The 11,648-nt window shown below is 63.3% G+C and carries 20 protein-coding genes; all 20 read right to left on the reverse strand.

Annotation, left to right across the window (positions count from 1 at the left end):
• Positions 1–79: 79 nt before the first annotated feature.
• Positions 80–850 (reverse strand): type III pantothenate kinase, encoded by a 771-nt coding sequence (locus tag HMPREF1155_RS01385; protein ID WP_039993144.1) that lies wholly within the window; start codon positions 848–850, stop codon positions 80–82.
• Between the two features lie 147 nt (positions 851–997).
• Complete coding sequence (coaBC, locus tag HMPREF1155_RS01390; protein ID WP_009076447.1) at positions 998–2,197, reverse strand: bifunctional phosphopantothenoylcysteine decarboxylase/phosphopantothenate--cysteine ligase CoaBC; 1,200 nt, start codon at positions 2,195–2,197, stop codon at positions 998–1,000.
• A 275-nt stretch (positions 2,198–2,472) separates the two neighbouring features.
• Complete coding sequence (gene secY / locus HMPREF1155_RS01395) at positions 2,473–3,756, reverse strand: preprotein translocase subunit SecY (protein WP_009076300.1); 1,284 nt, start codon at positions 3,754–3,756, stop codon at positions 2,473–2,475.
• Positions 3,750–4,199, reverse strand: coding sequence for a 50S ribosomal protein L15 (gene rplO / locus HMPREF1155_RS01400; RefSeq protein WP_006363096.1), 450 nt, complete (start codon positions 4,197–4,199; stop codon positions 3,750–3,752). Before rplO ends, secY begins: the two co-directional genes overlap by 7 nt.
• A 221-nt stretch (positions 4,200–4,420) precedes the next feature.
• Positions 4,421–4,612, reverse strand: a complete 192-nt coding sequence (gene rpmD / locus HMPREF1155_RS01405; protein ID WP_006363097.1) for a 50S ribosomal protein L30 — start codon at positions 4,610–4,612, stop codon at positions 4,421–4,423.
• Between the two features lie 6 nt (positions 4,613–4,618).
• Positions 4,619–5,158, reverse strand: a complete 540-nt coding sequence (gene rpsE, locus HMPREF1155_RS01410) for a 30S ribosomal protein S5 (RefSeq protein ID WP_006363098.1) — start codon at positions 5,156–5,158, stop codon at positions 4,619–4,621.
• Between the two features lie 15 nt (positions 5,159–5,173).
• A complete protein-coding gene (gene rplR, locus HMPREF1155_RS01415; RefSeq protein ID WP_006363099.1) occupies positions 5,174–5,542 on the reverse strand; it encodes a 50S ribosomal protein L18 in 369 nt (122 codons plus the stop codon).
• Positions 5,543–5,562: 20 nt separating this feature from the next.
• Positions 5,563–6,108: a 50S ribosomal protein L6 gene (gene rplF, locus HMPREF1155_RS01420; RefSeq protein WP_009076110.1), complete on the reverse strand. Its 546-nt coding sequence runs from the start codon at positions 6,106–6,108 to the stop codon at positions 5,563–5,565.
• A gap of 20 nt (positions 6,109–6,128) precedes the next feature.
• Positions 6,129–6,527 carry a 30S ribosomal protein S8 gene (gene rpsH, locus HMPREF1155_RS01425; RefSeq protein WP_009076490.1) on the reverse strand — a complete coding sequence of 133 codons (399 nt, stop codon included), beginning with the start codon at positions 6,525–6,527 and terminating at the stop codon, positions 6,129–6,131.
• Between the two features lie 104 nt (positions 6,528–6,631).
• Positions 6,632–6,817 (reverse strand): type Z 30S ribosomal protein S14, encoded by a 186-nt coding sequence (locus HMPREF1155_RS01430; protein WP_006363102.1) that lies wholly within the window; start codon positions 6,815–6,817, stop codon positions 6,632–6,634.
• A 75-nt stretch (positions 6,818–6,892) separates the two neighbouring features.
• Complete coding sequence (rplE, locus tag HMPREF1155_RS01435) at positions 6,893–7,438, reverse strand: 50S ribosomal protein L5 (RefSeq protein ID WP_006363103.1); 546 nt, start codon at positions 7,436–7,438, stop codon at positions 6,893–6,895.
• A gap of 121 nt (positions 7,439–7,559) precedes the next feature.
• Positions 7,560–7,871 carry a 50S ribosomal protein L24 gene (gene rplX, locus HMPREF1155_RS01440; protein ID WP_174222067.1) on the reverse strand — a complete coding sequence of 104 codons (312 nt, stop codon included), beginning with the start codon at positions 7,869–7,871 and terminating at the stop codon, positions 7,560–7,562.
• Positions 7,872–7,896: 25 nt separating this feature from the next.
• Positions 7,897–8,265: a 50S ribosomal protein L14 gene (rplN, locus tag HMPREF1155_RS01445; protein ID WP_006363105.1), complete on the reverse strand. Its 369-nt coding sequence runs from the start codon at positions 8,263–8,265 to the stop codon at positions 7,897–7,899.
• Between the two features lie 41 nt (positions 8,266–8,306).
• Positions 8,307–8,570, reverse strand: coding sequence for a 30S ribosomal protein S17 (gene rpsQ, locus HMPREF1155_RS01450; protein ID WP_006363106.1), 264 nt, complete (start codon positions 8,568–8,570; stop codon positions 8,307–8,309).
• 15 nt (positions 8,571–8,585) lie between these two features.
• Entirely contained in the window at positions 8,586–8,795 is a 210-nt protein-coding gene (rpmC, locus tag HMPREF1155_RS01455) for a 50S ribosomal protein L29 (RefSeq protein ID WP_006363107.1), read from the reverse strand.
• Complete coding sequence (rplP, locus tag HMPREF1155_RS01460) at positions 8,795–9,217, reverse strand: 50S ribosomal protein L16 (protein ID WP_006363108.1); 423 nt, start codon at positions 9,215–9,217, stop codon at positions 8,795–8,797. The genes rpmC and rplP overlap by 1 nt, the downstream gene beginning before the upstream one ends.
• Complete coding sequence (gene rpsC / locus HMPREF1155_RS01465) at positions 9,217–9,930, reverse strand: 30S ribosomal protein S3 (RefSeq protein ID WP_006363109.1); 714 nt, start codon at positions 9,928–9,930, stop codon at positions 9,217–9,219. The genes rplP and rpsC overlap by 1 nt, the downstream gene beginning before the upstream one ends.
• A 4-nt stretch (positions 9,931–9,934) precedes the next feature.
• Positions 9,935–10,276, reverse strand: coding sequence for a 50S ribosomal protein L22 (gene rplV / locus HMPREF1155_RS01470; protein ID WP_006363110.1), 342 nt, complete (start codon positions 10,274–10,276; stop codon positions 9,935–9,937).
• A gap of 15 nt (positions 10,277–10,291) precedes the next feature.
• On the reverse strand, positions 10,292–10,558 hold the full coding sequence (gene rpsS, locus HMPREF1155_RS01475) for a 30S ribosomal protein S19 (RefSeq protein WP_009076267.1): 267 nt from the start codon (positions 10,556–10,558) through the stop codon (positions 10,292–10,294).
• Positions 10,559–10,585: 27 nt separating this feature from the next.
• Complete coding sequence (rplB, locus tag HMPREF1155_RS01480; protein WP_006363112.1) at positions 10,586–11,416, reverse strand: 50S ribosomal protein L2; 831 nt, start codon at positions 11,414–11,416, stop codon at positions 10,586–10,588.
• Positions 11,417–11,648 lie beyond the last annotated feature (232 nt).

Consider the following 11,648-nt stretch of genomic DNA (forward strand, 5'->3'; position numbering starts at 1 on the left):
GTCCATTGTATCAAGCGCGCAGGCCGCATGTTCGCGTCGGCGCGCCGATTGATACGACGCACAGATTGCCTCGCGGCTCCTACCCCGCGTTCAACCGATAGATATCCCAAAGCCCTTTGAGCAGCAGGTCGGCATCGTAGACGACCGGACGGCGGCATGCCGGGACGATAAGCTTGGAGATGCCGCCGGTCAGTATCGCCGTCACGGATTCGCCCAGCTCATCCGACACGCGATCGACCAGGCCGTCGATCATCGCGGCGTTCGCGTGCACGAGCCCCGAGCGCATGCTGTCGACCGTGGTGCGGCCGATGAGCCCGCGCGGCTGCTCGAACTTGACGAAGGGAAGCTGCGACGCCGCGGCCGTGAGCGCGTTCTGCGAGATGGCGACGCCCGGCATGATGATCGATCCGATATAGGCGCGATCGGCGCGCACCACCGAGCAGGTGGTCGCCGTGCCCAGATCGAAGATGCAGAGCGACCCTTCGTATTCGTTCACGGCGCCCACGGCATCGGCGATCATATCGACGCCCAGGCGGTCGGGCGTGTCGATGTCGATGTCGATTCCCAACGCAAGACCCGCATGCACGATGAGCGGACGGACGCCCGTCTTGGCTTCGACGGCCGCGGACATGGCGTCGGTGAGCTCCGGCACGACCGAGCTGACGATGGCGCCTTCGATGGCGTCGCGCGCGAACGTATGGGGACCCATGACCGATTCGAATGCAGCCATGAATTCCTCGACCGTCAGGCGCTTGTCGGTCGGCATGCGCAGCTGCCAGGTCAGGCGTCCGCGCCCTTCCATAAGCCCGAGCGTCACGTTGGTATTGCCGATATCCACGATGAAGACCACGTTCGTTCCTACCTTCTCGTACTGCATGTTCGAGCTGAATGCCGGGCGCTTCCGTTCGCATGCCCTAGGCGATGCCCTCTGCGCGAAAAACGATGCCGAGGCGCACCAGGAATGAGGTGGAAACGGAGAGGCGCTTGACACCCGAGATCATCCCTTCGCGGCCAACTCCGGCGAGAACAGCTCGTCGAGAAGACGGCCCGCGGCTTCGTCCTTCGAGAGCATCGGCAGATCGATCTCGCGCTGCGCCGTGATGAGCGTCAGGCGGTTGGTCGGCGTCCCGAAACCCGCACCCGTCTCGCGCAGGCTGTTCGCCGCGATCATGTCCACGCCCTTGCGCACGAGCTTCGCGCGGGAATTCTCAAGGACGTCGTCGGTTTCCATCGAGAAGCCGCATAGACGCGTCCTCGGCGTGCGATGCGCGCCGAGCCAGGCCAGGATGTCCTGCGTGCGTTCGAGCGGCAACGACAGATCGCCGTCCTTCTTCTTGATCTTCGACGCGCTGCGCGTCGCGGGACGATAGTCGGCGACGGCGGCGGCCATGATGACGGCGTCGGCCTCGGACGCGCGCGACGTCACGGCTTCGAACATATCGGCTGCGCTTTCAACGCCGACGACCTCCACGAAGCGCGGGGCCGGAATGTCGACGGGGCCGCTCACGAGCGTGACGTCGGCGCCGCGCAGCATCGCCTGCCGCGCAATGGCGTATCCCATGCGACCGGTCGAACGATTGGTCAGGAAGCGCACCGGGTCGAGCGCTTCGCGGGTCGGCCCGGCGGACACGACGATGCGCATGCCGGCAAGGTCTTTCACGCGCACGCTCGCGCGCACCGCCCAGTCGACGAGCTCGTCGACCAAGGGAAGCTTCCCTTCGCCCTCATCTCCGCAGGCGAGCATGCCCGAGGCGGGAGGAATGACCACAATGTCTCTCGATGCGAGCGCATCGAGGTTCGCCTGCGTCGCGGCGTTGCGGTACATGTGCACGTTCATGGCCGGGGCGACCAGCACGCGCGCACGTTCCATGCGCGATGCGACGTACGACACGCAGCCGGCATCGACGGCGTGCGCGAGATGCGCGACGGTATTGGCCGAAGCCGGAGCGACGATCATGAGATCGGCCTCACGTGCGAGCGCATCAAGGACGGATTCGCGCCCGGTCGCAGCCCCCACGACCACATGGTGGCGGGACAGCACCTCAAGCGTCAGATCGGATATGAAGCGCGCGGCGGCATCGGTCATGAGCACGCGCACGTCGCATCCGAGCTTCACGAGGCGAGACGTCAGGTCGGCGGCCTTGTAGGCAGAGATGCTGCCCGAGACGCCGACGACTATGGTCTTTCCTGAAAGCACCGTCTCCCCTTTCGATCGACGACATCGCCCGCGGAGGGATTCGTCCCGGTATCGCGCGAGCGCATGATCCGCGCAATCCGCAGCGCGGCACATCCTACCCGCCGCATCCCGGCAAGGCGCACGCACGGAGCGCCTGCGCGCCATTCCGACAGGTCCTGCGCGCATGCATGGATCACCCGCAGCATTCCGCATGATACCCGAAACGAAAAGCGCCCGCCTCCGAAGAGACGGGCGCGTGCGCGCAACGCGAAAGCGAGCTGTAGCACGAGGGCGGCCTACTTGAAGAAGCCTTCGTAGTTGTGCATCTTGAGCTGCGATTCCACCTTGCTCATCGTATCGAGCGCGACGCCGATCATGATGAGGATCGACGTGCCGCCGAACGCCTGGATCAGCTGGTTGTCCGTGAAATAGAACAGGATGGCCGGCACGACGGCGATCAGGCCGATGAAGATGCCGCCCGGCAGCGTGACGCGGCGCAGGACGTCGTGGATGTAGTCGGTCGTGGCCTTGCCGGGGCGGATGCCCGGGATGAAGCCGCCCTGCTTGCGCAGGTTCTCGCTCATCTCGTCGGGGTTGAACACCATCGACGTGTAGAAGTACGCGAAGAAGACGATCAGGATCATAGTCAGGACCCAGTTGACCGGACCGGTGCTGAGCGAGTTGGCGAACGACGTCAGCCAGCTGACGTTGAGCAGGGCCGCGATCTGCGCCGGAAAGTAGATCAGGGCGCTTGCGAAGATGATGGGGATGACGCCCGCCGCATTCACCTTGAAGGGAATGTAGGTGGACTGCCCGCCCATCATGCGACGGCCCTGGACGCGCTTGGCGTAGTTGACCGGGATGCGGCGCTGGGCGCGCTCGACGAAGACGATCGCCGGGATGGTGAGCGCCACGACGGCGATGATCAGGATCGTGACCGCAAGGCCCATGCCGAAGTCGCCCTCGGTGTTGATGCTGCTCGCGATCGCGGCAGGCAGGCGCGAGATGATCGACGTGAAGATGATGAGCGACATGCCGTTGCCGACGCCGCGCTGGGTGATGAGCTCGCCCATCCACATGATGAACGCAGTGCCGACGACCAGCGTGACGATGACGATCAGGTCGGTGACGATTTCGGGGATCTCGGTCGTGAAGACGACGCCATAGGCACTGCTCTTGAAGAGGAATAGGTAGCCGACGGCGTTGATGAGGCCGAGACCGAGCGTCATGAAACGCGTGACCTGGGTGATCTTGCGACGGCCGGTCTCGCCTTCCTTCGCCCAGCGGCCCACGCTCGGGATGACGCCCTGCATGAGCTGCATGATGATCGATGCCGTGATGTACGGCATGATGCCGAGCGAGAAGACCGAGAAATGCGAAAGCGCGCCGCCGGTGAAGAGGTCGAGCATCGACATGCCGACGCCTCCCCCGCTGGTGAACGAATTCGCGAACTCGTTGAAGGGGATGCCCGGCACCGGCACGAACGCACCGAAGCGGTACAGCGCCAAGATGGCCAAGGTGAACAGGATCTTGTTGCGCAGATCCGGCACCTTGAATGCATCAACGAGAGTCTTTAGCAAAGCGGTTCAACCTTTCCTCCGGCCGCTTCGATCTTGGCGGCAGCGCTGGCGGAAACCTTGTCCACCTTAACCGTGACGGCCTTGGTGATGTCGCCGTCGCCGAGAACCTTGACGAGGGCGGTGTTCTTCTTGATGATGCCCTTCGCGACGAGGGCGTCGTGATCGACGACGTCGCCGGCCTCGAACTTCTCTTCGATGCGGGAAACGTTGACGGGCAGATACTCCACGCGGTTGATGTTGCGGAAACCGCCCAGCTTCGGCAGGCGCATCGCCAGAGGGGTCTGGCCGCCTTCGAAGCCGGCGCCCTTGCCGCCGCCCGCGCGGGACTTCTGGCCGTTCATGCCGCGACCGGCGGTCTTGCCGGTGCCCGACGCGGGGCCGCGGCCGACGCGCTTGCGGTTCTTACGAGAGCCTGCAGCAGGCCTGAGATCCTTGAGTTCCATGCAAAGCTTCCTTTCGCTTTTCTCAACGGAGGAAATCCTCCGTTTCAGCCAGCAGCTCGCTCGCTGGCCAACTTCATAGGCATGCGACCTTCGGGCGCGATATGCCGCCCAGCCGCATAAGCTTGTACATGATACACAAAATGTCCGTCTGCCGCACCGAAGAACACGGGAAAAGAAAAAAGCCCGCCGAAGCGGGCTTTGCGTTCGCCGTGCGAGGAGGTTTAGATCTCTTCGACTTCGACGAGATGCTTGACCTTGAAGATCATGCCGCGGATGACCGGCGTGTCCTTCTGCTCGACCACGCGGTTGATCTTGCCGAGGCCCAGGGAGCGAAGCGTCTGCCCCTGGTCGTACTTGTAGCCGATGGACGACTTGATCTGCTTGATGCGCAGAGTCTTCGTAGCGTCTGCCATGAGCCCTTACGCCTCCTTCTTTTCGGACCAGCCGTAGATCTTGCCCACGGTGATGTTGCGGCGCTCGGCCGTCTCGGTCGCGGACGACATCATCTTAAGGCCTTCGGCGGCCGCCTTGACGACGTTCATCGCGTTGTCGGTGCCGAGGGACTTGGTGAGGACGTCCTGGACGCCTGCGAGCTCCATGACCGCACGCACCGGGCCGCCGGCGATGACGCCGGTACCGGGGGTGGCGGGCTTGAGAAGGACGCGGCCCGCGCCGAACTCGCCGATGATTTCGTGCGGAAGGGTCTTGGCTTCGGTCAGAGGAACCGTGAAGAGGTTCTTCTTCGCGTCTTCGATGCCCTTGCGGATGGCGATGGGCACTTCCTGGCTCTTGCCCATGCCGACGCCGACGGTGCCGTTGCCGTCGCCGACCACGACCAAAGCGGTCAGGCCGAAGCGGCGGCCGCCCTTGACGACCTTCGACACGCGGTTGATGTAGACGACGCGTTCCTGAAGCTCGGGAACAGCGCTCTGATTCTTTTCTTCTTTACGAGGAGTCATCTAAGCTACCCTTTCTTAGAACTTCAGGCCGGCTTCGCGGGCGCCGTCGGCGAGAGCCTTGACGCGACCGTGATAGAGGTTGCCGCCGCGGTCGAAGACGATCTCGGTGATGCCTTTCTCGAGAGCCTTCTTGCCGACGATGCCGCCCAGGGCGGACGCGCCCTCGACGTTCGCGCCGGACTTGCCGGTGGCCTTGAAGTCTGCGCCGAGGGTGCCCTCGCCGTAGAGAGTCTTGCCAGCAACGTCGTCGACGAACTGGACATAGATGTTGGAGTTGGAGCGGGTGACGCAGAGGCGAGGACGTGCGGCGGTGCCGGAGACCTTGCCGCGCACGCGACGGTGGCGACGCGCCAGCCCAGCTTGTTTCTTCTGAAGCTTGTTCATCTCAAAATCCCTTCACGCGGCTATTTCTCGGCCTTGCCGGCTTTGCCTTCCTTGCGGCGGACATGCTCGCCCTCGTAGCGGATGCCCTTGCCCTTGTACGGCTCGGGCTTGCGCCACTTGCGGACGATGGCCGCGGTCTCGCCGACCCTCTGCTTGTCGATGCCGCGCACGACGATGTGCGTCTGATCGGGCACTTCGAAGGTGATGCCTTCGGGAGCCTCGACCACGACGGGATGGGAAAAACCGAGCTGAAGATCGAGCTTGCCGCCCTTGAGGGAGGCGCGATAGCCGACGCCGACCAGCTCGAGCCTCTTTTCGAAGCCCTTGGTCACGCCTTCGACCATGTTCGCGATGAGCGCGCGCACCAGACCGTGGTACGCACGGTTCTGACGCTCGTCGTCCGGACGGGTGACGATGATCTCGTCGCCTTCCTGAACGACGGTGATGGCCTCGGGATGCACATAGGAGAGCTCGCCGAGGGGGCCTTTGACGGCGACCGTGCGATTCTTGATGGTGACCTCGACTCCGGCAGGAACCGGAATGGGCTGCTTACCGATACGGGACATATCTAGCTCCTTTCCTTTCCTTACCAGATGTACGCGATGACTTCGCCGCCGACGCCCGCCTTGCGCGCATCGCGGTCGGTCATGACGCCCTTGGAGGTGGATACGATGGCCGTGCCCAGACCGCCGAGAACGCGGGGCAGCTCGTCCTTGCCGGCATAGATGCGCAGGCCGGGCTTGGAGATGCGCTTGATGCCGCGGATGACCTTGGCCTTCTTCTCGCCGTACTTCATCGTGATCTCGAGGATGTCGCGCGGCTGGCTTTCGATGATGTCGAAGCCCTGCACATAGCCTTCCTCGGTCATGATGCGGGCGATTTCGACGAGCTTCTTGGAAGACGGCATGGAAACCGTCGGCTTGCAGACAGCGTTCGCGTTGCGCACGCGCGTAAGCATATCTGCGATGGGATCGTTCATAGTCATGTGGGGTTTCTCCTTTGACTCGTGATGAGCAAGCCGGAGGTACGCAAGGGCGCCCGTGACGCATACGCCTTACCGGCAGGCACACCGACCGTGACGTTTGCCTTCTACCAGGAAGCCTTGGTCACGCCGGGGAGTTCGCCTTTGAGAGCGAGCTCGCGCAGGCAGACGCGGCACAGTCCGAACTTGCGGTACACCGAATGGGGGCGTCCGCAGCGGGTGCAGCGCGTATACGCGCGCGTCGAGAACTTAGGCTCGCGCTTCGCTTTGGCGATCATCGACTTTTTTGCCATTCTCTCCTTCTTTCCTTACTTGTCGGGCGGCTTCGTGCGAAGCCGCCGTTCGAAGCATGTTGAGTGGGAAGTGTACTACTTCTTGAAAGGGAATCCGAGCGCGCTGAGAAGCGCCTTGGCTTCTTCATCGGTTTCCGCGGTGGTCACGAACGCGATGTCCATGCCGCGGGTACGATCGACCTTGTCGTACTCGATCTCAGGGAAGATCATCTGGTCGGTGATGCCGAGGCTGTAGTTGCCGCGGCCGTCGAAGCTCTTCGGAGAAACGCCGCGGAAGTCGCGGACGCGAGGAAGGGCGAGGGCCAGCAGGCGATCGAGGAATTCCCACATGCGGTCGCCGCGGAGCGTGACCTTGCAGCCGATGGCCATGCCCTGGCGGATATGGAAGCTCGCGATGGACTTCTTGGCGCGGGTCACGCAGGGCTGCTGGCCGCTGATGACGCGCAGATCGTTCATCGCGGCATCGAGCTGCTTGGAATCGGAAGCGGCTTCGCCGACGCCCATGTTGATGACGATCTTGTCGAGGCGCGGGACTTCGTTGATGTTGTCGATCGAGAGTTCCTTCTCAAGCTGAGGAACGATCTCGGACCGGTACTTTTCCTTCAGACGAGGTGCAGTCATCGCACATTCTCCTTTTCGATGAATTAAACGCAGGATTGCCGACCCTGCGTCCCATGCCGGATGCCGGCAGGGGCCATGGAACGGGGCCGAACGGTTCGGCCCCGACGATTACGCGATCGAACTAGTCGATATCGCAGTTGCCTGCCTTGCTGACGCGGATGCGCTTGCCGTTTTCATCGCGGCGGATGCCGATGCGGGTCGGCTTGCCGGTCTTCGGGCAGACGAGCATCACGTTGGACACGTGGATGGGGGCCTCGACGCGCGTGATGCCGCCCTGGGGGTTCTGCTGGGTGGGGCGGACGGCCTTCTTGACCATGCCGCAGCCTTCGACCACGACGCGCTGCCTGGTCGGGATGGCACGGAGAACGACGCCTTCCTTGCCCTTGTCCTTGCCCGCTATGACGACGACCTTGTCGCCCTTGCGAATACGCATGCTGTTCATATCCTGTGCACCTCCCCTACAGCGTCTCAGGTGCCAGAGACACGATCTTCATGTACTTCTTGTCGCGCAGTTCGCGTGCGACGGGCCCGAAGATACGGGTGCCGCGAGGGGCGCCGTCCTGGCCGATGAGCACGGCGGCGTTCTCGTCGAAGCGGATGTAGCTGCCGTCCTTGCGGCGGATCTGCTTCTTGACGCGCACGACGACGCAGCGGACGACTTCGCCCTTCTTGACCGAGCCGTTGGGAGAAGCTTCCTTGACGCTGCAGATGATGACGTCACCCAGGCCAGCGTAGCGGCGCTTGGAGCCGCCGAGGACCTTGATGCACTGCACCTTGCGAGCGCCGGAGTTGTCCGCAACGTTCAGCATGGTTTGCATCTGAATCATTGTGAAATCCTTCCGATACTAGATCACGCAGAGGGCGCGAACTATTTGGCCTTCTCGATGATGCGGACGAGACGCCAGCGCTTCATCTTGGACAGAGGACGCGTCTCCATGATCTCGACGGTATCGCCGACGCCGCATTCGTTCCGCTCGTCATGGGCATGGAACTTCTTGGTGGTCGTCATCATCTTGCCGTACACGGGGTGCGGCTTGCGCGACTCGACCTTCACGACGATGGTCTTGTCATTGACCGCGCTTACCACAACGCCCTGACGGACCTTGCGGGAGTTACGGGTTTCTTCACTCATCGATCCCACTCATCCTTATTTCGACGCGCCGGCAGCGGCGATCTCACGAGCGCGCATTTCGGTCTGAATGCGCGCGATGTCCTTCTTGACCTGCTTCACGCGAGCCGTATTGTCCAACTGGCTGGTTGCCATCTGGAAACGCAGGTTGAACAGCTCGGCGCGGGCCTCCTTGAGCTTCGACGTCAGGTCGTCGGAGGAAAGCTCACGAACTTCTGCAGCCTTCATTATTCAGCAGCCTCCGTTTCCTTGGTCACGATCTTGCACTTGATGGGCAGCTTGTTGATGGCGAGGCGGAGCGCTTCGCGCGCGACCTCGTCCTCGACGCCGCCGATCTCGAACATGATGCGGCCGGGCTTCACGACGGCGACCCAACCCTCGGGGTTGCCTTTGCCGGAACCCATGCGGGTCTCGGCGGGCTTCTGGGTGATCGGCTTGTCCGGGAAGATGGTGATCCAGACCTTGCCGCCACGCTTCATCTCTCGGGTCATGGCGATACGCGCGGCTTCGATCTGGCGGTTGGTGATCCAGTGGGCTTCGAGCGCCTGGATGCCGTATTCGCCGTGGTTGAGCCTGGTGCCGCCCTTGGCCTTGCCCTTCATGGAGCCGCGCTGCACCTTGCGGTGCTTCACGCGTTTAGGAGCTAGCATTATTTAGCACCCCTTTCGTTGCGGTCGCCACGGCGGCCGCGGCTCGGGCGCGAGCTGCCCTCGAGGGCCGGCTGGGGAACCTTGCCGCCCGGCAGCATTTCGCCATGGTAGATCCAGACCTTCACGCCGATGGAGCCCATCGTCGTGGAGGCGGTGGTGAAGCCGTAGTCGATCTTGGCGCGCAGGGTGTGCAGAGGCACGCGGCCTTCGCGGTACCACTCGCGACGGCTCATCTCGGCGCCGCCCAGACGGCCGGAGCACTGGATGCGGATGCCGAGCGCGCCGCTCTTGCGGGCGGACTGGACGGCCTTGCGCATCGCGCGGCGGAAGGCGACGCGGCCTTCGAGCTGCTCGGCGATGGAGCGGGCGACCAGCGTGGCATCGAGCTCGGGGCGCTTGACCTCGATGACTTCGATGTTGACCTGGCCGGTGGCGACCTTCGCGACCTCCTTGCGGAGCGCGTCGATCTCGGCGCCCTTCTTGCCGATCACGACGCCGGGGCGGGCGGTCGTGACGATGATCTTGGTCTTGTCGCCGGCGCGCTCGATCTCGATCTTGGAGACGGCGGCGCGGGCGAGCTTCTTCTCGAGGAAACGACGGATGGCGAGGTCGTTCTCGAGGGTCTTGGCGTAATCCTTATCGGCGTACCAGCGGCTGCGCCAGTCTTCGGTGATACCGAGGCGGAAGCCGGTGGGCATTACTTTCTGGCCCATGCGATTATGCCTCCTCTCGGGGTGCGACGATGACGGTGATGTGGCTGGTCCGCTTGCGGATCGGCGACGCGGAGCCCTTCGCGCGGGGGCGGAAGCGCTTCATCGTGGGGCCTTCGTCGACGAAGGCGGCCTTGATGAAGAGATTCTTGTCGCTCATGCCGTGGTTGTTCACGGCGTTGGCGACGGCGGAGTCGATGACCTTGCCGACGGTCTCGGCGATGGCGCGCTCGGAAAACGCGACGATTTCGCGCGCACGCGGGATATCCTTGCCGCGGACCTGGTCGACGACGATGCGGGCCTTGCGGGGGCTCACACGCACGTACTTAGCAGTGGCTCTTGCTTCCATGAGTGCTTACCTCCTTTATTTCGTCTTCTTGACATGGCCACGGAAGGTGCGGGTCGGGGCGAATTCGCCCAGCTTGTGACCGACCATGGATTCGGTGATGTATACGGGGACATGCTTGCGGCCGTCGTGGACGGCGATCGTATGCCCGACCATCTCGGGGAAGATGGTGGAGGCGCGGGACCACGTTTTGATGACGTTTTTCTCGCCGGAGGCGTTCATGGCCTGGATGCGGCCAAGGAGACGCGGTTCGACGAAAGGACCCTTCTTCAAACTTCTGCTCACGTTCTCTCCTTAACGTAACGTCGCGCGCTACTTCTTGCGGCGACGGATGATCAGGCGGCTCGAAGCCTTCTTGGCGTTGCGGGTGCGATGGCCCTTGGTAGGCACGCCCCACGGGCTGACAGGATGGCGGCCTGCGGTCTTGTTCTTGCCTTCGCCACCGCCGTGCGGGTGGTCGACAGGATTCATGACGGTGCCGCGGACGGTCGGGCGGATGCCCTTCCAGCGGTTGCGGCCGGCCTTGCCGATCTTGATGTTGGAGTGCTCGGCGTTGCCGACCTCTCCGATGGTGGCGCGGCAGGTAAGGAGAACGCGACGCATCTCGGAAGAGGGCATGCGGAGGATGGCGTAGTTGCCTTCCTTGCCCATGAGCTGAATGGAAGTGCCTGCGGAACGGGCGAGCGCGGCGCCGCGGCCGGGCTGGAGCTCGACGGCGTGGATGAGCGTGCCGACGGGGATGTCGGCGAGCGCGAGCGCGTTGCCGGGCTTGATGTCGGAACCGGTTCCGGAGGTGATGGTATCGCCGACCTTCAGGCCCTTCGGGTGAAGGATGTAGCGCTTCTCGCCGTCCGCGTAGTGCAGAAGGGCGATGCGGGCGGAACGGTTCGGATCGTATTCGATCGTGGCGACCTTGGCGGGCACGCCGTCCTTCCTGCGCTTGAAGTCGATGATGCGGTAACGGCGCTTGTTGCCGCCGCCCTGATGGCGGGTGGTGATGCGGCCGTAGTTGTTGCGCCCTGCCTTCTTGGGCAGAGGCGCAAGCAGCGACTTCTCCGGCGTGCTGGTCGTGATCTCTGCGAAGTCAGAGACCATCTGGAAGCGACGGCCGGGGCTGGTCGGCTTGTACTGCTTGACTCCCATGTCTTTCCTTTCTTCGGCTTCCCATCGCACGCCGGAACCCGACGCACACCGAAAGCCATCTTCGCGTTCGTGGGACCCGATTGTCGCTTGACCTGCATATGGGAGGTGCAGATCTACGGCTCCGAGTTGCCCACGCGCCCGGGTGTATCCATACAGAACCAGACGCAACCGAGCATTATAGATGCGAAAAGCAGGTCGTGCAAGGGACGAGCGCGTCTCCACACAACCTGCT

This window comes from Slackia sp. CM382 (assembly GCF_000293015.1).
Taxonomy (GTDB): domain Bacteria; phylum Actinomycetota; class Coriobacteriia; order Coriobacteriales; family Eggerthellaceae; genus Slackia; species Slackia exigua.